17 protein-coding genes and 1 riboswitch are annotated in these 19243 nt (G+C 73.2%); of the genes, 1 reads left to right on the forward strand and 16 read right to left on the reverse strand.

The genetic code is table 11. The features are described 5' to 3' along the window. Positions 1-2: 2 nt before the first annotated feature. Positions 3-164: riboswitch (cyclic di-AMP (ydaO/yuaA leader) on the reverse strand. Between the two features lie 387 nt (positions 165-551). After that, positions 552-1373 carry a tyrosine-protein phosphatase gene (locus tag ACZ6AQ_RS23720; RefSeq protein ID WP_388697190.1) on the forward strand — a complete coding sequence of 274 codons (822 nt, stop codon included), beginning with the start codon at positions 552-554 and terminating at the stop codon, positions 1371-1373. Positions 1374-1424: 51 nt separating this feature from the next. Here the strand turns inward: ACZ6AQ_RS23720 and ACZ6AQ_RS23725 are convergent, their stop codons facing one another. From ACZ6AQ_RS23725 to ACZ6AQ_RS23800, 16 genes are all read right to left on the reverse strand, one after another. Next, positions 1425-1580, reverse strand: a complete 156-nt coding sequence (locus ACZ6AQ_RS23725; RefSeq protein WP_167534180.1) for a DUF6126 family protein — start codon at positions 1578-1580, stop codon at positions 1425-1427. 23 nt (positions 1581-1603) lie between these two features. After that, the gene (locus tag ACZ6AQ_RS23730) at positions 1604-2242 is read right to left on the reverse strand and encodes a helix-turn-helix domain-containing protein (protein WP_468762055.1); all 639 of its coding nucleotides are present in this window, start codon (positions 2240-2242) and stop codon (positions 1604-1606) included. 72 nt (positions 2243-2314) lie between these two features. Further along, on the reverse strand, positions 2315-3700 hold the full coding sequence (locus tag ACZ6AQ_RS23735) for an aspartate aminotransferase family protein (RefSeq protein ID WP_468762057.1): 1386 nt from the start codon (positions 3698-3700) through the stop codon (positions 2315-2317). 7 nt (positions 3701-3707) lie between these two features. Further along, a complete protein-coding gene (gene hpnH, locus ACZ6AQ_RS23740) occupies positions 3708-4730 on the reverse strand; it encodes an adenosyl-hopene transferase HpnH (RefSeq protein ID WP_388697181.1) in 1023 nt (340 codons plus the stop codon). 7 nt (positions 4731-4737) lie between these two features. Further along, a complete protein-coding gene (locus ACZ6AQ_RS23745) occupies positions 4738-5412 on the reverse strand; it encodes a phosphorylase family protein (protein WP_468762059.1) in 675 nt (224 codons plus the stop codon). Continuing rightward, positions 5412-7418 (reverse strand): squalene--hopene cyclase, encoded by a 2007-nt coding sequence (shc, locus tag ACZ6AQ_RS23750; protein WP_468762061.1) that lies wholly within the window; start codon positions 7416-7418, stop codon positions 5412-5414. Before shc ends, ACZ6AQ_RS23745 begins: the two co-directional genes overlap by 1 nt. A 108-nt stretch (positions 7419-7526) precedes the next feature. After that, positions 7527-8627 (reverse strand): polyprenyl synthetase family protein, encoded by a 1101-nt coding sequence (locus ACZ6AQ_RS23755; protein WP_468762066.1) that lies wholly within the window; start codon positions 8625-8627, stop codon positions 7527-7529. Then, a complete protein-coding gene (hpnE, locus tag ACZ6AQ_RS23760; RefSeq protein WP_468762068.1) occupies positions 8624-10024 on the reverse strand; it encodes a hydroxysqualene dehydroxylase HpnE in 1401 nt (466 codons plus the stop codon). Before hpnE ends, ACZ6AQ_RS23755 begins: the two co-directional genes overlap by 4 nt. 196 nt (positions 10025-10220) lie before the next feature. After that, entirely contained in the window at positions 10221-11171 is a 951-nt protein-coding gene (gene hpnD, locus ACZ6AQ_RS23765; RefSeq protein ID WP_468762070.1) for a presqualene diphosphate synthase HpnD, read from the reverse strand. Further along, complete coding sequence (gene hpnC / locus ACZ6AQ_RS23770; RefSeq protein WP_468762072.1) at positions 11168-12079, reverse strand: squalene synthase HpnC; 912 nt, start codon at positions 12077-12079, stop codon at positions 11168-11170. The genes hpnD and hpnC overlap by 4 nt, the downstream gene beginning before the upstream one ends. 566 nt (positions 12080-12645) lie before the next feature. Beyond that, positions 12646-13431, reverse strand: coding sequence for an ABC transporter ATP-binding protein (locus tag ACZ6AQ_RS23775; protein ID WP_388697171.1), 786 nt, complete (start codon positions 13429-13431; stop codon positions 12646-12648). Beyond that, the gene (locus ACZ6AQ_RS23780; protein WP_468762074.1) at positions 13424-14353 is read right to left on the reverse strand and encodes an ABC transporter permease; all 930 of its coding nucleotides are present in this window, start codon (positions 14351-14353) and stop codon (positions 13424-13426) included. Before ACZ6AQ_RS23780 ends, ACZ6AQ_RS23775 begins: the two co-directional genes overlap by 8 nt. A 222-nt stretch (positions 14354-14575) precedes the next feature. Continuing rightward, positions 14576-15355 (reverse strand): CDP-alcohol phosphatidyltransferase family protein, encoded by a 780-nt coding sequence (locus tag ACZ6AQ_RS23785; RefSeq protein ID WP_468762076.1) that lies wholly within the window; start codon positions 15353-15355, stop codon positions 14576-14578. Next, complete coding sequence (locus ACZ6AQ_RS23790; protein ID WP_468762078.1) at positions 15333-16394, reverse strand: iron-containing alcohol dehydrogenase family protein; 1062 nt, start codon at positions 16392-16394, stop codon at positions 15333-15335. Before ACZ6AQ_RS23790 ends, ACZ6AQ_RS23785 begins: the two co-directional genes overlap by 23 nt. Then, positions 16382-17119: a phosphocholine cytidylyltransferase family protein gene (locus ACZ6AQ_RS23795; RefSeq protein WP_468762080.1), complete on the reverse strand. Its 738-nt coding sequence runs from the start codon at positions 17117-17119 to the stop codon at positions 16382-16384. The genes ACZ6AQ_RS23790 and ACZ6AQ_RS23795 overlap by 13 nt, the downstream gene beginning before the upstream one ends. Continuing rightward, positions 17116-18906: a DUF5941 domain-containing protein gene (locus tag ACZ6AQ_RS23800; protein WP_468762320.1), complete on the reverse strand. Its 1791-nt coding sequence runs from the start codon at positions 18904-18906 to the stop codon at positions 17116-17118. Before ACZ6AQ_RS23800 ends, ACZ6AQ_RS23795 begins: the two co-directional genes overlap by 4 nt. Positions 18907-19243 lie beyond the last annotated feature (337 nt).

Below are 19243 nucleotides of genomic sequence, written 5' to 3' on the forward strand. Positions count from 1 at the left end.
GTCGAATTCCTCTCCGGCGCCTGCGAGGTGAGCTGTCGGGTTCGGACTGGAGATGTCCGGCCGCGTTCTCACGCGACTTCACCCCGAGCCGTCCTGTGTCACGGGACCGGCGTACTTCCTGGGTCCCCCGCTCCTGCCACGCATGGGATGGGTGGAATTCCGGACGGTGGCAGGATTCGGCGGTCCGACCGGATTGACGGTGACGCTAGACGAGCGGAGTCGGCGCGAACAAGCCGTTCTTCGGTCCCGGGGATTCCGCGCTAGATCATCACGAGGCGATCACGGTCACCCTCCGTGGATGACGGTCCTTCGATTTCCCTGTGCCGTACGGAAATCACGTCGTCCCCCCGGCCACGATCCGTCACTTCTATGACGCTGCTCACGCGCCTTTCCCCATCTCGCCCCAACCGGGGCTTGTCATAACCAAGGCCCTAATTCGGACAGTTCACCCATTACCGTCCGAGGGGGTGCGCCGCGCGCCTCCCGCCCGGATGATTGCCCCAGGAACCCGTCCCGCGCCGGACACCCGAACGCCGACCCCAGGAGCATCCGTGACGCAGCAGCTGCCGCAGGTCCCGCCCGCCGAAGCCGTCGAGCCCGAGCTTGCGGGGGTCCGCAACTTCCGGGACGTGGGCGGCCTGCCGACGACGGACGGGCGTGCCGTCCGCCCCGGGCGCCTCTTCCGCAGCGGTCACCTGGCCCACGCGACCGAGGCCGACGCCGCCTTCCTCGCCTCGCTGGGCCTGCACACCGTCTTCGACTTCCGCAACGAGGCCGACCGGCGGATCGAGGGCGCGGACGTCGAACTGCCCGGCGTGCGCAACGTGAACATACCGCTCAACGACCCGGCCGACGGCAAGGAGTTCTGGAGGCTGGTGCGCGACGGCGGGGTCGCACAGCTGCGGGAGGTCCTCGGTGACGGCAGGGCGGCCGCCCGGATGTCCGATTCGTACCGGCGGATGGTGGTCGAGCGGACCGCGGAGCACAGCCGGATCCTGCACTCCATGGCGGAGGAGAGCGTGCCGGCGCTCATGCACTGCGCGGCGGGGAAGGACCGCGCCGGGCTCGCCGTCGCGATCACCCTGCTCGCCGTCGGGGTCGACCGGGCGGCGATCGAGGCCGACTACGTGAAGTCGAACGAGCCGCACCGCCGCTACAAGGTGCGCCGGGGCTCCACCGCCCCGGACGCCATGGGGCCCGAGGTGATGGAGCTGCTGAGCCCGCTCTTCGACGCGCGGGCGGAGTACCTGCGGGCCGCCTTCGAGACGATCGACACGACCTGGGGCTCGGTGGACGCCTACCTCGCCGAGGGGCTGGGCCTGGCTCCGGAGACGCGCGAACGGCTGCGGGAGCGGCTGCTCACGGAGGCGTAGGCCGGGACCGGGCGGCACCCGCCCCGCCGGTTCCGCCGCGGGGCCCCCGCCCTACTGGTTCTGCCCGCCCAGCATGAAGAGCAGGTAGAGGAAGCCGGCGAAGAGGTGACCGGCGATCAGGTAGGCGAAGAGGCGGAGCACCAGGCCCTTGGGGAACTTGCCTTCCCCGCGCTCCTCGCCGGTGACGGGTGCGGACTTCTCGGACATGTCAGTCCTTTCCTTGGGATGCGTCACGAAGGGCGGCGTCGGTGCGGGGTCCCGTCGCCGAGGCACAGCTCGGCGACGGGGCTCTGCAGGAGGGTGTGGACGAAGAGCAGCTCGGCCCCGCCGGGAGTGGCGGCGCCGATCCGGTGGGGGGTGAGCGAGTCGAAGTGGGCGCCGTCCCCGGGGTCGAGGACGTGGACCGCCTCCCCGAGCGCGAGCCGCACCCGGCCCTCCAGGACGTGGATCCACTCCTCGCCCGGGTGCACGCGCACGATGTCGCCCCGGGTGGCGTGCGGCACGTGGACCCGCAGGCACTGGAGGGCGCGTCCGGCGCCGCCCGCCTGGCGGTAGATCCAGCCGTCGGCCTCGACCGGCTCGGAGCGGCCGGCCCGGATCACGGGGTCCCGCTCGGGAGGCGCCTCCCCCAGGAGTTCGGAGACCGTCGTACCGTAGGTACGGGAGAGGGCGAGCAGCATCGGCAGCGAGGGCTGCCGGTTCCCCGTCTCCAGGCGCGAGAGGTGGGCCGGCGAGAGACCGGCCCGCCGGGCGGCGGCCTCCAGGGTGAGCCCCCGGCGGCGGCGCAGCGCCCGCAGTCGCGGGGCCACGTCCGGCAGGGCGTCGGGAGCGGCGGGGTCCGGGGAGGGCTCCCCGGGGACGTGGTCCATGCGTCCATTCCGCCAGGATCATGCCTCTGAGGCAAGTTTATTGCCCCGGAGGCAAAACCCGGGCGGCGCGCGTCAGCGCTGCGCGACCGCCTGCCTGACGAGCGTCCTGCCGAAGTCCCACATCAGCCCGCTCCCGCCGTGGGCGTCGTCCATGACCGCCGTGAAGGCGGTGACGAACCGGTCCACGTCCGCCTCGTCCACGACCAGCGGCGGAATCAGCTTGATCACCTCCAGGTGGTCCCCGGAGACCTGGGTGAGGATGCGGTGCCGCTGGAGCAGCGGGACGACGACCATCTGGGCGAAGAGGCCCTTGCGGGCCGCCTGGAGCATCGCCCAGCGGCCGCGGAGGCCCAGCGAGGACGGCCGGCCGAACTCGATGCCGATCATCAGGCCGCGTCCGCGGACCTCGTGGAGCAGTTCGTACCGGGGCACCAGCTCCCGCAGGCGCCCGGAGAGCAGGTCGCCGATCCGGCGCGCGTGGGCGACCGTGCCCTCCCGCTCCATCACGGCGAGGACGGCGAGCCCGGCGGCCATGGCCTGCGCGTTCGACCCGAAGCTCGCGGAGTGGACCAGGACCCGGTCCATCGAGGAGTAGACCTTCCTGAAGATCCAGTCCTTGCCGAGGGTGGCGCCGACCGGCACGTAACCGCCCGAGAGCGCCTTCGCGACGCAGACCAGGTCCGGCTCGACGCCCTCCTCGTGCTGGTACGCGTAGAAGTCGCCGGTCCGGCCGAGGCCGGTCTGCACCTCGTCCGCGATCAGCAGGGCGCCGTGCCGGCGCAGCAGCTCCTGGGCCCCGCGCAGGAAGCCGGGCGGCGCCTCCTGGACGCCCTTGCCCTGGATCGGCTCCACGAGGAAGCCGGCCACGTCGCCCTTCCGCAGCTCGCACTCCAGGGCGTCGAGGTCGCCGAGGGCGATCGCGGTGTCCGGCAGGAGCGGGCCGAAGCCGTCCCGGAAGCCGCGCTCGCCGTTGACGGAGAGGGAGCCGGTGGTGAGCCCGTGGAAGGCGTGGTCGCAGTAGACGATCCTGGGCCGCCCGGTGGCGTACCGGGCGAACTTGAGGGCGGTCTCGACGGCCTCGGTGCCGCTGTTGCCGAAGAAGACCCGGTCGAGGTGGGGGCTGTGGGCGAGCAGCCGCTCGGCGAGGAGGCCGGGCAGCGGCTGGCAGTCGAAGCGGGTGAGGTCGGCCAGCTGGGCGTCCAGGACGTCGTGGAGGGCCCTGCGGACGACGGGGTGGTGCCGTCCGAGGCCCATCACGCCGAACCCGGCGAGCATGTCGAGGTAGTCGGCCCCGTCGGCGTCCCAGAAGTGGGCGCCCTCGGCCCGCTCGTACACCTTGTCGAAGCCGATGGCGTGGAGCATGCGCGGGAGCTGGGGGTTGAGGTGGGCGGCGTGCAGTTCGTACCGCTCGCCGCCGCGCTCGGCGAGCAGGGCCCCCAGGTCGAAGTCTTCCGTCATGCGCCGCTCACCGTCCCCCTCCGGAGACGGTCTCCCTGACCGCGCGCAGCGACTCCTTGAGGGAGCCCATGGTGGCGAGGACGGCGGTGGGTTCGTAGCCGCAGTGCGCCATGCAGTTGGCGCAGCGCGGGTCCCTGCCCCGGCCGTACTTCTCCCAGTCGGTCTCCTCGACCAGCTCGCGGTACGTGGGGACGTAGCCGTCGCTCATCAGGTAGCAGGGGCGCTGCCAGCCGAAGAGGGAGTAGTTGGGGATGGCCCAGGCGGTGCAGGGGAAGTCCGCCTTCCCCTCCAGGAAGTCCAGGAAGAGCGGCGAGTGGTTGAGCCGCCAGCGGCGCCGGTTCCCGCCGGAGAACGCCTTCCTGAAGAGTTCCCGGGTCTGTTCGACGCCGAGGAAGTGCTCCTGGTCGGGGGCCTTCTCGTAGGCGTAGGCGGGCGAGATCATCATCTCGTCGACCCGGAGGTCGTCGTTCAGGTAGTTGAGCACCTCGATGACGGTCTGCGGGGTGTCGGTGTTGAAGAAGGTCGAGTTGGTGGTGACCCGGAAGCCGCGCCGCTTGGCCTCCTTGATCGCCGCGACGGCCTCGTCGAAGACGCCCTCCTTGGCCACGGACTCGTCGTGCCGCTCGCGCAGGCCGTCGATGTGCACGGCGAAGGCGAAGTACCGGGAGGGGGTGAAGTCCTCCAGCTTCTTGCGCAGCAGCATGGCGTTGGTGCAGAGGAAGACGTACTTCCTCCTGGCCACCAGCTGGCGCACGATCTCGTGGATCTGCGGGTGCATCAGGGGCTCTCCGCCCGCGATGGACACCATGGGCGCGCCGGACTCCAGGACGGCGCCGACCGCCTGGGCGACCGGCATGCGCTGCTTGAGGACACCCGCCGGGTGCTGGATCTTCCCGCAGCCCTCGCACTTGAGGTTGCAGGCGAAGAGCGGTTCGAGCTCGACGATCAGCGGGAACTTGTCGCGCTTGCGGAGCTTCTGTTCGAAGAGGTAGGTCCCGACCCGGACGGACTGACGGAGCGGCATGGCCATAACTCGTTCACCTCCTGGGGAGCGGCAAAGAACGGTGCCATTCGAAGAAAGCGGGAAGAATGGCACGAAGGACGCGAAAGGCCGATATTCCCCCGCGAACCGTGCCAATACGGACCAGCTCATGTTCTGGAGCGTCCACGACCACCCGGACGGCCGCAACCGGGCGCGCTCCCGGCCCCTCGCCGAACGCCCCGGCGGCCCGCGCGGTGCGCAGGGTCACCGCGGACTCCATGTCGACGGCGATCGCGCCGGTGCCCCGCAGCGCGGCCCGCTCGGGACCCCGCACCACATGGGCGGAGCCGGTCAGCGGACCGACGTGGACGGCCCGGCCGGGCACCGCCCGGGCCAGGGCCTCCACCAGCAGGCCGGTGCCGGTGCACGCGGTCGTGCCGTCGGGGCCCCGGGTCTCGTCGGCGACGATCAGGTCCCCGGGGTGCATGCCCGGGGCGAGCCCCGCGCAGAACCCGGAGGCGATCACGGCCGCGTCCCACAAGGGCCGCCGCCCCAGCGCCCGGGAGACCGCGCCGCGGGCCCGGCCGGGCCCCATGCCCGTCCGCAGCACGGTGACCGGGCCGGGGGCGCCGCCCCGGCCGCCGCTGCGCAGGGCGGCCTGCTCGATGCCGAGCGCGCAGGCGATCAGCAGCGGCGGGGCGGCGGGGCCGGGACCCCGCTCGCCGCCCATCAGCCCTCCCGGAGGAGCGCGGGGTCCCCGTACACGTAACGGCCCAGCGCCGTGAGGGGGAAGACCAGCCGGTAGAGGTGGTAGTTGATGGAGAAGTCCCAGGGGAAGCCGGTGCCGGTGAAGTACGGCTCGTCCCACGAGCCGTCCGGGAGCTGGGTCGCGGCGAGCCAGGCGACGCCCCGGCGCACCGGCTCGGACTCCCGCTCGCCCGCCGCGAGGAGGGCGATCAGGGCCCAGGCGGTCTGGGAGGCGGTGGAGACGCCGTGCCCGATCCACTCCGGGTCCCGGTACGAGCGCAGGTCCTCGCCCCAGCCGCCGTCCTCGTTCTGCACGGAGCCGAGCCAGGCGACGGCGCGGCGGACGGCCGGGTGGGAGGAGGGGAGGCCGGCGGCGGCGAGCGCGGGGAGCACGGAGCCCGTCCCGTACACGTGGTTGACGCCCCAGCGGCCGAACCAGGCGCCGTTCGGCTCCTGTTCGGCGAGCAGCCACTCGATTCCCCGGCGGGTGCGGGGGTCGTGGGCCAGGCCCTCGTGGGCGAGCATCTCCACGACGTGGGCGGTGACGTCGGCGGAGGGCGGGTCGATCACCTCGCCGAAGTCGCAGAAGGGCAGCTTGTTGGGGAGGGCGCTGGTGTTGTCGGCGTCGAAGGCGCCCCAGGCTCCGTTGCGGGACTGCATGCCGAGGGTCCAGCGGACGCCCCGGGCGACGGACGCCTCCAGCCGGGCCGGCTCGGGGTGCCGGACCCGGCGCAGGGCGAGCAGGACCTCGGCGGTGTCGTCGGTGTCGGGGTAGTTGTCGTTGTGGAACTCGAACGCCCAGCCGCCCGGCGGGAGCTCGGGACGGCGCACCGCCCAGTCCCCGGAGCGGGTGACCTCCTCGCCCAGCATCCAGTCGACGGCCTTCACCAGGGCCGGGTGGTCGGGGGCGAGTCCGGCGTCGGCGAGGGCGATGGTGGCGAGGCAGGTGTCCCAGACGGGCGACTGGCACGCCTCGACCATCCGGGAGCCGTCCCCGCGCCGGACGGCGAACCGGTCGAGCGACTCCAGGCCGGCCCGCATGACGGGGTGCTCCAGGTCGTAGCCGAGGAGGTGGAGGGCGATGACCGAGTAGACGGCGGGGGGCTGGATGCCGCCCCAGCAGCCGTCGTTCTCCTGGCGCTCCACGATCCACCGGGCGGCGAGGTTCATGGCCGCCCCGCGCACCGGGCGCGGCGCCACCCGGTGGTAGAGGCGCAGCGCCTTGTCGAGCCGCTGGAAGATCCCGTCCCAGCCCGTCACCGGGGCGAGGGGGCGGGGCGGGTTCGGGCGGGCCGGGTCGGTGTGCAGCTCGTCCAGCGGGAAGGGGGCGGGGCGGACCGGGCGCTTCGCGGAGACCACGGTCAGCGGCACGATCGTCTGCCGGGCCCAGCAGCCGAAGTCGTAGATGTTCAGCGGGAACCACTTCGGCAGGAAGAGCAGCTCCGGGGGCAGTTCGGGCAGGTCGTCCCAGCGCCACCAGCCGAAGAGGGCCAGCCAGATCCTGGTGAAGACCCGGGTGGCGGCGATGCCGCCGCGGGCGCGGACCCAGGCGGAGGCGCGGGCCATGTGCGGGGCGTCGGGCGGGTCTCCGGCGAGCCGCAGCGCCACGTACGCCTCGACGGTGGCGGAGAGTTCGCCGGGTCCGCCGTAGAAGGTGGCCCAGGCGCCGTCCTCGCGCTGCTCGCGGCGGATGTGGAGGGCGGCGGCCCGGGTGGTGTCCGGGTCGAGGATGCCCAGGAATCGGCGGAGCAGCAGGTCCTCGGCGTCCATGGTGACGTTGGTCTCCAGGTCGCCCTTCCACCAGCCGGCCGGGTCCTGCCGGGCGAGCAGGTGCTCGGCGGCCCGTGCCGCCGCCCGCGCGGCGGTGGCGTCGAGTCTCTCGGGCCCGGTGACGGTCCCCGCCGGCGGCGGGAGGGTGTCGGTCGTCTCGTTCGCCGCGGCCGTCCGGGGGCTCACGGCCCCGGCGCTTCCGTCGGTCGTCGCTGTCATGGCTTCCCCTTCGCGCAGTCCGTTTCCTTCTGCTCCTGCGGGTCTGCCGTCGGCCGGCGCCGGGTGGCGCCGGCCGGCGACCGCGAACTCATATCAGGGTGATGGCGATCATCTCTTCCGTACGACCACGAAGTCGGCCAGGGCGGTGAGCTGGTCCCGCACCCGGGCGGGCATGTCCACCTCGTTCAGGGCGTCGATCGCGACGGTGTGCTGGCGGCGGGCCTCCTCGGAGGTCCACTCGCGTCCTCCGGCCTTCTCGATGAGGGCCGCCCTGATGGCGAACTCCTCCTCGGAGAAGGTGTCGAAGTCGTGGGACTTGGCGTCCGCGGCGAGCAGTTCGCCGAGCCGCTCGGAGGCCGGTCCCCCGGCGGCGAGGGCGGCGACGACGGGGAGGGACTTCTTGCGCTGGCGCAGGTCGCTCCAGGTCTGCTTGCCGGTGGCCTCCGGGTCGCCCCAGATGCCGAGCAGGTCGTCCACGGCCTGGAAGGCGAGGCCGAGGTGGTAGCCGTACTCCTCCAGCTTGTCGGCGGTCCGGTCGTCGGCGCCGCCGAGGACGGCGCCGATGGAGACGGCGCAGGCGAGGAGGGCGCCCGTCTTGTTGCCCTCCATCTCCAGGCACTCCTCGACGGTGACCCGCTCGCGGTGCTCGTAGGAGATGTCCTGGGCCTGCCCGTCGATGAGCTTGCGGGTGGCCGTGGTGAGCCGGCGGGTGGCCCGTCCCGCCTCGACGGTGCCGAGTTCGAGCAGCAGTTCGTTGGCGAGGGCGAAGAGGGCGTCGCCGACGAGGATGGCCTGCGCCGGGCCGTGCACCTTCCACACCGTGTCGCGGTGGCGGCGCTGCTCGTCGCCGTCCATCAGGTCGTCGTGGAGCAGCGAGAAGTTGTGGACGAGTTCCACGGCGACGGCGCCGGGCACCCCGACCTCGGGCGCGGCGCCCGCGGCCTCGGCCGACAGCAGGGCGAGCGCGGGGCGGACGGCCTTGCCGCCATCGCCGTCGGCGGGGTTGCCCTGCGCGTCGATCCAGCCGAAGTGGTAGGCGGCCACGGTGTCCATGGGCGGCGCGAGGCGGCCGACGGCCGCCCGCAGTACGGGGGTGGACAGGGTCCGTCCCCGCTCCAGCAGTGCGGACACGTCCGCGGTGTCGACGGCCGGGTGTCCCGGCGGCGCTGTCGGCACGGTCTCTCCTCTTGTTCCGGTACTCACACTCATACCGCCTCCTGCAGCGGATGGTCATGGCGGCGGCCGAGGGCGGAGAGCGCGGCGCCGGCGGCGCTGAAGCCGCTGCGGACCGCCCCCTCCATGGTCGCGGGCCAGCCGGTGGCGGTCCAGGCCCCGGCCAGGTAGAGGCCCGGTGCCCGGGTGCGGGCGCCGGGGCGGAGCCGGCCGACGCCCGGGGCGGGGTCGAACGTCGCCGTCCGCTCCCTGGTGACGAAGAAGTCGCGCACCCCGGCGCCGCGGGCGGCGGGCAGCAGCCGCTCCAGCTCCGGGAGGTAGCGCTCGCGCAGGACGGCGACGGGTTCGTCGATGTCGGCCTGCGCGGCGGACTGGGAGACGGCGAGGTACTGGCCGCCGCCCTCCAGTCCGGAGGTCCGGGTGCGGTCGAAGACCCACTGCACCGGGGATCCGAGCGCGGTGAAGAAGGGCTGCCTGAGCACCTTGCGGTCGTAGACGACGTGCAGGTTGAGGATGGGGGCGGTGCCGATGTCGAGGAGCCGGCCGGGGTCGTCGAGCGCGCCCTCGGGCAGCAGGGCGTGGGTCTCGTGCTGCGGTACGGCGAGGACGACGGTGTCGGCGTCGATCGTCTCGCCCGGCACCTCCACGGCCCAGCGGCCGCCGTCGGTGCGGGAGATCCGCTCGGCCTTGGTGCGCAGCGCGACGCGGACGCCGAGGGCGGTGAGGGCCTTCGCGGCCAGGGTGTCGTGGAGTTCGCCGAGCGGGACGCGGGCCCAGCCGATGTCGGCGGCGCCGGGCTCGGAGAGGAGACCGGTCTTGAAGACCATGGCGGCGAGGCCCATGGAGGCGTTCGGGGCGGTGGCGTTGAGCGTGGCGACGCCGACGAGGTCCCACAGGGCCTCGACGGCGCGCGGGGACTGCCCGTGGCGGCCGAGCCAGGTCGCGAAGTCGATGCCGTCGAGGGCCGGGTCGGCGGGGTCGAGACGGCTCAGGGCGAGCGCGGCCCGGCCGACGCTCACGCGCTCGACGGCGCCGAGGTGGGGGTAGGTCGCCAGGCTGCGGGCGAGGTGGAACGGGACGGGCAGGTCGTCGCGGCGGATCCGGCCGAGCCGGGGGCCGCGGCGGTGGCCGACGTCGAGGACGGGCACGTCGAGCCGGTCCTGGACGGGGGCGAGGTGGGCGCCGCCGATCCGGTCGAGGAACCAGCGGTAGGCGGTGCAGCAGCGCAGGTGAACGTGCTGGCCGTTGTCGACGGACAGTTCGCCGCGCCGGAAGGAGAAGGCGAGGCCGCCGAGCCGGGGCCGGCCTTCGAGCAGGGTGACGCGGACGCCCGCGTCGGCGAGCTGGAGCGCCGCGGTGACCCCGGCGATCCCGCCGCCGACGACGACGGCGTGGGACTGCGGGGCGCTCCGCCCGGTTCCTTCGTGGGTCACGCGGCCTCCGGTCGGTTCGTCTTCGTCGCGGTCGGGACGGCCGGGAACGGCCGGTGCGCGGCCGGGACCGTCGGCCTCGGGAGGGTTGCCGGTCCCGGGAAGGCCGCCGCGGCCGGCACCGGCAGGGACGCCGGAACCGGGGCGCGGGTTGCCCCGGGAGCGGGGGCGGCCCCCCGGGCGGGGGCGTACGGGCCCATCAGGAGTGCCTCCTGACGTCGCGCCGGGCGACGTGGCGGGTGTCGAGGCCGGAGAGGCCGCGCACCGCGACGTACGCCTTCTCACGGCCCGGCAGCGAGACGCGGCCGCGCAGGACGGCCCCGGGGTCGCGTTCGATCCGGTCGAGGAGCCGCCGGTAGATGCCCGCCATGGCGGCGACGCAGGCGCCGCTGCGCCGGTCGAGCAGGGGCAGCAGCCGGTAGCCCTCGGCGAACAGGGCGCGGGCGCGCCGCACTTCGAAGTGGACGAGGCCGGCGAAGTCGGCGCCCTCGGGCGGGACGGCGCTGCCGAAACCGTCCCCGCAGCCGAACTTGGCGAGGTCGTCGGCGGGCAGGTAGGTGCGCCCGTTGCCGGCGTCCTCGCGTACGTCCCTGAGGATGTTGGTGAGTTGGAGCGCGAGCCCCAGGGTGTCGGCGTACTCGGGGGCCCGGTCGGCGCCGGGGGCGCCGGGGTGGGTGCCGAAGACGCCGAGGGAGAGGCGGCCGATCGCGCCGGCGACGCAGCGGCAGTAGACCTTGAGGTCGTCCCAGGTCTCGTAGGTCGCGCCGTGGACGTCCATGAGGACGCCGTCGATGAGTTCGTCGAGACCGTCGAGCGGGATCGGGAAGCGGCCGGCGGAGTCGGCGAGGGCGACGGCGACCGGGTCGGTGTCGTCCTCCTCGATCTTTCCGGCGCGGATCCGGTCGAGCAGGTCCCTGGTGGCTTCGAGCCGTTCCCGCTTGGCGGCGGGTCCGAGCGTGCCGTCGCCGATGTCGTCCACGCGCCGGGAGAAGGCGTAGAGCGCGGACATCGCCTGGCGCTTCTCGGTCGGCAGGAGCCGGATCCCGTAGGCGAAGTTGCGGGCCTGCTGCCCGGTGACCGCCTCGCAGTAGCTGTAGGCGGCCTGCACCGGTGCGGACGGCTGGTGCTGTCCTTCCACGGTCACGCTCACCCCTCTCTCCGCGCCCGGAGCAGAACCGCTCCCGCCTGGCGCATCAGGCTCGGCTTGGTGGACCTCGGCGGGCCGGCCAGCACGTCGTACCCCGCGTCCGTGATCGCGTCGAGCGCCGCGAGTCCCCCGGCGGTGAATCCGGCGAGGAGGAGGCGGAGCCGGCCGTGGACGCTGCCGACGAGCGGGGTGCCCGCGTGGAGGAGCGTCCGGGCCCGCCCGGCCTCGAAGGCGATCAGGGCGCGGACCGAGGCCCCGGCGGTGGGCCGGGCGAGGTCGCCCTCGGTGACGTGGAACCGCTTGAGGTCCTCGGCGGGCAGGTAGACCCGGTCCCGGCCGAGGTCCTCGGCGACGTCCTGGAGGTGTTCGACGATCTGGAGGGCGGTGCAGATCTCGTCGGAGCGCCGGACGCGCTCGGGGGTGTCGGTGCCGGTGATCGCGAGGACGAGCCGGCCGACGGGGTTGGCGGAGAGTTCGCAGTACGCGAGGAGGTCGTCGTACGTCTCGTAGCGGGCGACGAGCTGGTCCTGGCGGTTGGCGGCGATCAGGGCGAGGAAGGGCTCGGGGGTGAGCCCGCACCGCCGGACGACCGGCTGGAGGGCGCGCAGCAGGGGGTGGCGCGGGGTGGAGTCGAAGACGCGGCGGAGGTCGGCCTCGAAGGCGTCGAGGAGGACGAGCCGGTCCCCGGCCTCCTCGGGGCCGACGCCCAGGTGGCGGGCGTCGGCCCCGCCGGGGGCGAGGTCGCCGTCGCCGATGTCGTCGACGAGCCGGGCGAAGCCGTAGACGGCCATGAGGTCGTCGCGCCGGGCGCGGGGCAGGAAGAAGGGGGCGACGGGGAAGTTCTCGTCCGCGGCCTTGCCGAGTGTGGCGCGCGAGGTGGCGTCGGGGCGCGCCTGCCGGAGGTCCGTCACCGGGCGCTGCCCGACGGAGGGACGGCGACACCCTCGTGGAGCTGGAGATTCTGCGTCATGGCCGTCACGTCTCCCGTTCTACACTGCTGACCCAATCCATCCCATTTCGGACACGCCGCCGACCCCTGCCCGTAGGGCCGTCGCCCGGAGGCCCGATGACCGTGGGGTATCGCCCTACTTGCCGCGAAACAGACCGGTCCAGCTTACGTCGTACGACGTCCGCCGCCATTCCGGGGTGGCGGGTGCCGGGCGCCTTCTCCGTCCACCCCCGTCAACCCGCCTTCTCCACAAGGCCGTTCGGCGCGACACGCGGGCCCCCGGGGGCGCGTCCCGGTGGCGGGCGGGCCCGGCGGCGGCGCTCCCGCGCCGCGTCCGAGGACGACGGGAAGCGCCTCCCACCAGGGAGGGTGACACACGGTGAACGCCCCGCGACGGACAACGCCCCCGTCGCGGCGCGGCGCGACGGGGGCATGGGCGGTCCGGGCGTGTTCCGGGCGTGTGTCGAAAGTGGCGTCGTCCGCCCGGAGGGCGGGCCCGCCGGGCAGACGGGACTTTCGACACACGCCCTAACGGGCGGTCTCCCGCTCGTACGCCTTGAGGACCTCGTCCGTGGGGCCGTCCATGAGGAGCTGGCCCTTCTCCAGCCAGAGCACCCGGTCACAGGTGTCCCGGATGGACTTGTTGCTGTGGCTCACCAGGAAGACCGTGCCGGCCTCCTTGCGCAGTTCGCGGATGCGCTCCTCGGAGCGGATCTGGAACTTGCGGTCACCGGTGGCGAGCGCCTCGTCGATGAGGAGGACGTCGTGGTTCTTGGCGGCCGCGATGGCGAAACGGAGGCGGGCGCCCATGCCGGAGGAGTACGTGCGCATGGGCAGGCTGATGAAGTCGCCCTTCTCGTTGATGCCGGAGAAGTCGACGATGTCCTGGTAGCGCGAGCGGATCTCCTCGCGGCTCATGCCCATGGCGAGGCCGCCCAGGATCACGTTGCGCTCGCCGGTGAGGTCGTTCATCAGGGCGGCGTTGACGCCGAGGAGCGAGGGCTGGCCGTCGGTGTAGACCCTGCCCCTCTCGGTGGGGAGCAGACCGGCGACGGCGCGCAGCAGCGTGGACTTGCCGGAGCCGTTGGAGCCGATGAGGCCGATGGCCTCGCCCCGGTAGGCGGTGAAGGTGACGCCGCGGACCGCGTGGACCTCGCGGACGCCCCGGGTGACCTCGGCCTTGCCCCGGCCGACGATGCGGCTGAGCGCCGCCGTGGCGCTGCCCCGGCCCGCGCCGCCGGTGTTGACCCGGTAGACGATGTGGACGTCGTCGCAGATGACGGTGGGGATGCTGGACTGGTTCGGGTCAGCCACGGCCGTACCTCTCCTCGGCCTTCCAGAAGTAGACGAATCCGCCGATGCCGAAGACCAGGGCCCAGGCGAGGGCGGTCATCCAGACGTGGGACGGAAGGTTCTGCGCGCCGTAGCCCTCGATGAGGGAGAACCGGATCAGGTCCATGTAGACGGCCGCCGGGTTGTACATGAGGACGTCGGCGATCCAGGCGGGCTTGTCGGAGAGCATCGCGGGGATCGAGAACATGACGCCGGAGGCGTACATCCAGGTGCGCATGACGAACGGCATCAGCTGGGCGAGGTCGGGCGTCCTGGCGCCCATCCTGGCCATGATCATGGCCAGACCGACGTTGAACACGAACTGCAGGAACAGCGCCGGGACCAGCAGCAGCCAGCGGGGCGAGGGATAGCTGCCGAAGGCGATCGCGATCGCCACGAGGACGATCATCGAGAACAGCAGCTGCTGGAGCTGCTGGAGCGAGAAGGAGATCGGCAGCGAGGCGCGCGGGAAGTGCAGCGCCCGGACGAGGCCCAGGTTGCCCGAGATCGCCCGGACGCCGGCCATCACCGAGCTCTGGGTGAAGGTGAACACGAAGATGCCGGTGACCAGGAACGGGATGTAGACGTCCTTGCTCATCCCCCTTCCGGCACCCAGGATCAGGCCGAAGATCAGGTAGTAGACCAGGGCGTTCAGGAGCGGGGTCGCCACCTGCCACACCTGGCCCAGCTTCGCCTGGCTGTACTGGGCGGTCAGCTTGGCGGAGGAGAAGGCCAGGATGAAGTGGCGCCTGCTCCACAGCTCCCGGACGTACTCGAACAGGCCGGGCCGGGCGCCACTGACCGAGAGACCGTACTTCGCGGCCAGCTCGGCCGGAGCCAGGCCCTCGTCGACGGACGGGGGGGCGCTCGTCGCGACCGCTCCGCCCTGGTGTGTGTCACTCACAGTCGAAACTTTCGTGTTCAAGATGCGCGGCACGGGGGGTACCACGATGTCGGACGACCGGGGGGCGATCCAGCCGGGTCGGCGGCCACACCGTACGCCACCCCGGGGGGCGGCGCGGTCCGCGGGGGCGTCGGGCCCGCGCGGGGAGCGGGGGCCGCCGCCGGGCCGGGGTGTCCCGGTCGGCGGCGGCGCCCGCCCCGTGGGGCCCGGCCGCCGCCGGCCTCATTTCAGCCTGCTGGAGACCATGATCGACACCAGGTGCAGCAGGGTCTGGAGCAGGGCGATGCCCGCGAGGACGGCGACGCCGAGCCGGGAGAAGAAGAGGTCGCCCCTGACCTGGTCCGCGACGGCGAGGACCAGGATGAGCAGGGACGCCTCGATCCCGAGGACCAGCCGGTGGAACTTGAGCGCGGCGGCGGCCCGGCGCGCCAGCGCCATGCCGGAGGAGCGCGGCTCGGAGGCGGACTCCTTGACCGGCGGAAGGCCGCCCTGGTGCCGGGCGACGCCGACGAGGTCGGTCTCGGCCTTGATCAGAATGGCGCCGAGGGCGGCGAGGGTGCCCAGGAAGGCCCACAGCCAGTCGATCCGGCCGGTGCCCCACAGGTCGGCGGCGCGCAGGCCGAAGCCGACGAGGACCGCCGCGTCGCACAGGTAGGCGCCGACCCGGTCCAGGTACACGCCGCCGAGGGAGAACTGCTTCTTCCAGCGGGCCACCTCGCCGTCGACGCAGTCGAGCAGCAGGTAGAGCTGGACCATGAGCACGCCGAGGACGGCGCCCGGGACGCCCGGCACGAGCAGCGCCGGGGCGGCGAGCACGCCGAAGACGGTCATCAGGTAGGTCAGCTGGTTGGGCGTGACCCGGGTGGTCACCAGCTGCCGGGTGATCCGCAGCGAGATCTCCCGCATGTACAGGCGGCCGCCCCAGTGCTCGCCGCTCCGCCGGTCCTTCACGCCCGGGGGGTGGACGACCGGTCGGAGCTCAGCTACCGATGGCTTGTGCATAGTCGGCGTACGCGTCCCTGATCTCGTCGTCGGACAGGTCGAGGTGTTCCAGGATGGTGAAGCGGCCCGGCCGGGTCTGCGGCGCGAAGGACACCGCCCGGACGAACTCGTCCACGGTGAAGCCCATCTCCTCCGGCCGGACGGGCAGCCCGTGCCGGCGCAGGGTCTCGACCATCAGCGCGGAGCCCTCCCGGGCGCCGCGCAGGTGCATGGCGAAGGCCGCCCCGAGGCCGCACTGCTCGCCGTGGCTGGCGGCACGGTCCGGGAAGAGCAGGTCGAAGGCGTGGCTGATCTCGTGGCAGGCGCCCGAGGAGGGGCGGCTGTCCCCGCTGATCGACATGGCGATGCCGGACATCACCAGGCCCTCGGAGAGGGTGACGAGGAAGTCGTCGTCGCCGATGCCGCCGGGGTGGCGGAGCACGGCCTCGCCGGCGCTGCGGGCCATGGCGGCCGCGAGGCCGTCGACGGGCTCGCCGTTCTCCCGGTGGGACAGCTCCCAGTCCGCGATGGCGGAGAGGTTGGAGATCGCGTCGCCGATGCCGGAGCGGACGAAGCGGGCCGGCGCGTCCCTGATCACGTCCAGGTCGATGACGAGGGCGATCGGGGTGGGGACGCCGTAGGAGCCCCGGCCGTTGTCGTTGTCCAGGGTCGAGATCGGGGAGCAGATCCCGTCGTGCGACAGGTTGGTGGCGATGGCCACCAGCGGCAGTCCGACCCGGGCCGCCGCGTACTTGGTCACGTCGATGATCTTGCCGCCGCCGAGGGCGACCACCGCGTCGTACCGCTTGCCGCGCATGGCGTCGGCCAGCTTCACGGCCTCGTCGATGGTGCCCCCGGCGACCGGGTACCAGTCGGCTCCGGGCAGCTCGGCGGCGAACCGGTCGCGCAGCTTGAGGCCGGAGCCCCCGCTGATGGCGACGGCGATCTTGCCGTTGCTGGAGATCCGCTGGTCCGCGAGGAGCGCGGACAGGTCCTCCAGCGCTCCCCCGCGGATGTCGACGACGACCGGCGACGGGATCAGCCGGGTCAGTACTGGCACGCGATCTCACGGCCCTTCGCGAGGTCGTCGTGGTTGTCGATCTCGACCCAGCTGACGTCGCCGATGGGGGCCACGTCGACGGTGAAGCCGCGGTCGACCAGCTCCTGGTAGCCGTCCTCGTAGTAGAGGTCGGGGTCGCGCTCGAAGGTGGCCTTGAGCGCGTCGGCGAGCTCCTCGGCGGCCTCGGCCTCGATCAGGGTGACGCCGATGTACTCGCCGGTGGCGGTCGCCGGGTCCATGAGCTTGGTGATGCGCCGGACGCCCTCGCCCTCGGCGGTGACGACCTTCATCTCCTCGTCGGCGAGGTTCTTCACCGTGTCGAGGGCGAGGATGATCCTCTGGCCGTTGCCGCGGGCGGCGAGCAGGGTCTTCTCGACGGAGACCGGGTGGACGGTGTCCCCGTTGGCGAGGATCACGCCGCGCTTGAGGACCTCACGGGCGCACCACAGGGAGTAGGCGTTGTTCCACTCCTCGGCCTTGTCGTTGTCGACGAGGGTGAGCTTCAGGCCGTACTTCGCCTCCAGCTCCTCCTTGCGGGCGTAGACGGCCTCCTTGCGGTAGCCGACGACGATCGCGGCCTCGGTGAGGCCGATCTCGGCGAAGTTCTTCAGGGTCAGGTCGAGGACGGTGGTGTCCCCGTCGACCGGCACGAGGGCCTTCGGAAGGGTGTCGGTGTAGGGGCGCAGACGCCGTCCGGCACCGGCTGCCAGTACGAGACCGATCATGCTGTTTCTCCTTCGTCGTGAACGGCGGGTGCTCCGGCGGAGACCCAGAAGCGGATGGACTCCACGAGCACCACCAGCGCGACGGCGACCGCGAGGACGGTCAGTGCCAGGGTGAAGCCGTCGCCGCGGCCCGCGAGGAGGGCGGCGAGGACGGTCACCAGGAGCGTGCGCCCCTCGTGTCCGCCGATGACGCGCACCAGCCGGGCGGGCGGCGCGCCGGTGCCGCCGCGGATGCGGTACACCGTGTCGTAGTGATGGTAGGCGACCGCCGCGACCAGCCCGAACGCCGCCGGGAGGGCTCCCGGGGAGTCGGAGCGGGCGGCCAGGACGAGGACGGTGGTGTACTCGGCGGCGCGGAAGAGCGGCGGTACGAGCCAGTCGAGGGCGCCCTTGAGGGGGCGGGCGACGGCGGCGCCGGCGAGGACCGCGTAGCCGAGGGCGGCGATCACGGTCTGCCGGTCGCCGAACGGCTGCGCGAGGACGGCGAAGAGGAGGCCCGCCGTCGCGACGGCGGCGAAGACGACGCCGGCGCCGGCGCCGGGGGCTCCCGTGCGGCCGAGGACCCGGGCCACGAGCTGGGCGAGCGGGCCGGAGTCCGCCAGGTCCGCGAGCGCGCGGGCGGCCCGGTCCGTCCGCTTCGCCCTGCGGGTCAGGGAGCGCAGGACGCGGCCGGCGGTGGTGTAGCAGGCGCCGAAGGCGCAGCCGACGATCAGGGCCCAGAAGACGATCCGGGGGCTGGTGGCGGCGGTGAGGACGGCGATCATCGCCCAGCGCTCGCCGATCGGCAGGATGATCATGCGGCGGGCCCAGACCGTCCAGCCGACGCTGTCGAGCTTGCTGGAGAGGGCCAGGCTGGTCTTGGCCGCGGCGCCCGTGCTTTCGGCGTTCGCCTCGTTGAAGGAGAAGTCCACGACATGCCGGCAGGTCATGAGGATCATGGCGCCGAGCGCGAGGGCCCACACGTCGTCGCCGTCGCGGGCGGCGCCTAGGGCGAGGCCCGCGTAGAAGGCGTACTCCTTGGCGCGGTCGAAGGTGGCGTCGAGCCAGGCGCCCATCGTCGAGTACTTCAGCGCGTAGCGGGCGAGCTGCCCGTCGGTGCAGTCGAGGACGAAGGAGACGAGGAGCAGGACACCGGCGGCCACGTAGCCGCCGCGTTCGCCGGTCGCCGCGCAGCCGGCCGCTATCAGGGCGGTGAGCAGCGAGGCGGTGGTGACCTGGTTGGGGGTCAGTCCGCGCCGCGCGCACCAGCGGGCGATGTAGCGCGAGTACGGGCTGATGAAGAAGGTGGTGAAGAAGCCGTCGTGGGCCTTCACGGCCGAGCGGAGGCGTACGGCCTCGTCGTCGACGGCCTCGACGGCGGCGCGCGCCGCGTGGCGGGCCTCGGCGTCGGTGGGCACGGCGGCGACGAGGGTGCCGAGCCGGGGCCGGTGCACGGTGACGCCCCCGGCGTCGAGGGCGTCGGCGAGGGCGCCCGTGAGGTCGTCGGAGGCGGCGGCCTCACCGAGCGCGCGGGCCAGCGCGGGACGGGCCCCGCCCTGCGCGGTGAGCGCGCCGGGCGCGGCGGCGGCCGGGAAGCGCGGATCGGTGAGGGCGAGGCGGAGCGCGTGCAGGTGGCCGACGAAGCGGGGGTCCACGAGCGCGACGCGCTCACCCGCCGGGACGGCGGCCAGCAGGGCGGCGGTCTCCTCGGCGCCGGAGGCGATCCGGACGTCGAAGCCGAGCGACCGCAGATCCCCGTCGAGCGAAGATCCGGGTGCCGGGGGGCCGGTGAGGATGGCGGTCGACAGACGAACTCACTCCTTGGAGCTGGCGGAGGGACCGGCGGGGCCCATGGCGGCCCGGGCACGGCGGTGCGGCCCGGCACCGGGCGGCGACACGTCGACTGAGGCTATCGGATGAACGAAGGGCGGGTTCACCGAGGCCGCACGGGCGGGAACCCCTTCCGGCCCGCCCGGGTCCGCGCGGTCGCGTGCGGTTCCGCGAAGATCGTCACGGGTCACCGGCGGCCCCGTCCGTGCCCGCGTCCGGGCGGATGCGCGGGGCTCTTGGCCGGTGGCTGCCGCCGCGCCCGGACGTTCCCTCATCGCCGCAGGTCAGAGCATATGACAACGGTGTTCAGTGCCG

This window comes from Streptomyces sp. NPDC041191 (assembly GCF_055591945.1).

Coding starts and splice junctions, on each gene's coding strand:
- ACZ6AQ_RS23725 (WP_167534180.1), bottom strand. CDS start 1,580: ATGTCCGAGAAGTCCGCACCCGTCACCGGCGAGGAGCGCGGGGAAGGC.
- ACZ6AQ_RS23730 (WP_468762055.1), bottom strand. CDS start 2,242: ATGGACCACGTCCCCGGGGAGCCCTCCCCGGACCCCGCCGCTCCCGAC.
- ACZ6AQ_RS23735 (WP_468762057.1), bottom strand. CDS start 3,700: ATGACGGAAGACTTCGACCTGGGGGCCCTGCTCGCCGAGCGCGGCGGC.
- hpnH (WP_388697181.1), bottom strand. CDS start 4,730: ATGGCCATGCCGCTCCGTCAGTCCGTCCGGGTCGGGACCTACCTCTTC.
- ACZ6AQ_RS23745 (WP_468762059.1), bottom strand. CDS start 5,412: ATGGGCGGCGAGCGGGGTCCCGGCCCCGCCGCCCCGCCGCTGCTGATC.
- shc (WP_468762061.1), bottom strand. CDS start 7,418: ATGACAGCGACGACCGACGGAAGCGCCGGGGCCGTGAGCCCCCGGACG.
- ACZ6AQ_RS23755 (WP_468762066.1), bottom strand. CDS start 8,627: ATGAGTGTGAGTACCGGAACAAGAGGAGAGACCGTGCCGACAGCGCCG.
- ACZ6AQ_RS23785 (WP_468762076.1), bottom strand. CDS start 15,355: ATGCACAAGCCATCGGTAGCTGAGCTCCGACCGGTCGTCCACCCCCCG.
- ACZ6AQ_RS23795 (WP_468762080.1), bottom strand. CDS start 17,119: ATGATCGGTCTCGTACTGGCAGCCGGTGCCGGACGGCGTCTGCGCCCC.